The sequence below is a fragment of the Alcanivorax sp. HI0083 genome (assembly GCF_001635175.1).
The window spans coordinates 1-592 of sequence record NZ_LWFX01001562.1 but is presented as its reverse complement, the minus strand read 5'-3'; the positions used below and the strand labels follow the sequence as shown (position 1 = coordinate 592).

The window sequence follows — 592 nt, the reverse complement described above, 5'->3', positions numbered from 1 at the left end:
AGTGCCACCGGCCGCAGCCACCTGGGCATCGCCACCTTTGAGAACTTTATCCAGACCGACGCGGCCATTAACCGGGGCAACTCCGGCGGCGCGCTGATTGATACCCGCGGCCACCTGATCGGCATCAACACCGCCATCCTGTCTGCGGACGGCAGCTGGCAAGGCATCGGCTTCGCCACCCCCGCCTCCATTGCCAAGGAAGTGATGAGTGACCTGATCGAGCATGGCCGGGTGATTCGTGGCTACCTGGGCGTCACCGTGCAAGACATGACTCCGTCACTGGCGGACACCTTTGGCATGGAAGACGTACGCGGAGGCGTGGTCACAGAAGTGGTGGTCGACAGCCCTGCCCATAAAGGCGGCCTCCAGCCCGGCGACGTGCTGGTGGGAATCGACGGCGACGTGATGGCCGACGGCTACGAAGCCATGAACCGCATCGCCGGCATGAAGCCTGATGACAAGGTGACCCTGGAAGTGATCCGCAACCGTCAGCCCCTGTCCGTGGACGTGGTCATCGGCACCCGTCCTCCAGCGGAGACGGAGTGATGCAATTAATAGTTAATAATGAATAATTAATAGTGCGCGAGACAGG

Annotated in this window: 1 protein-coding gene; it reads left to right on the top strand. The window is 61.3% G+C overall.

Annotated elements, in window-relative coordinates:
* Positions 1–546: S1C family serine protease (locus A3754_RS23335; protein ID WP_156497177.1), on the top strand; the 546-nt coding region annotated here is incomplete at its 5' end.
* Positions 547–592 lie beyond the last annotated feature (46 nt).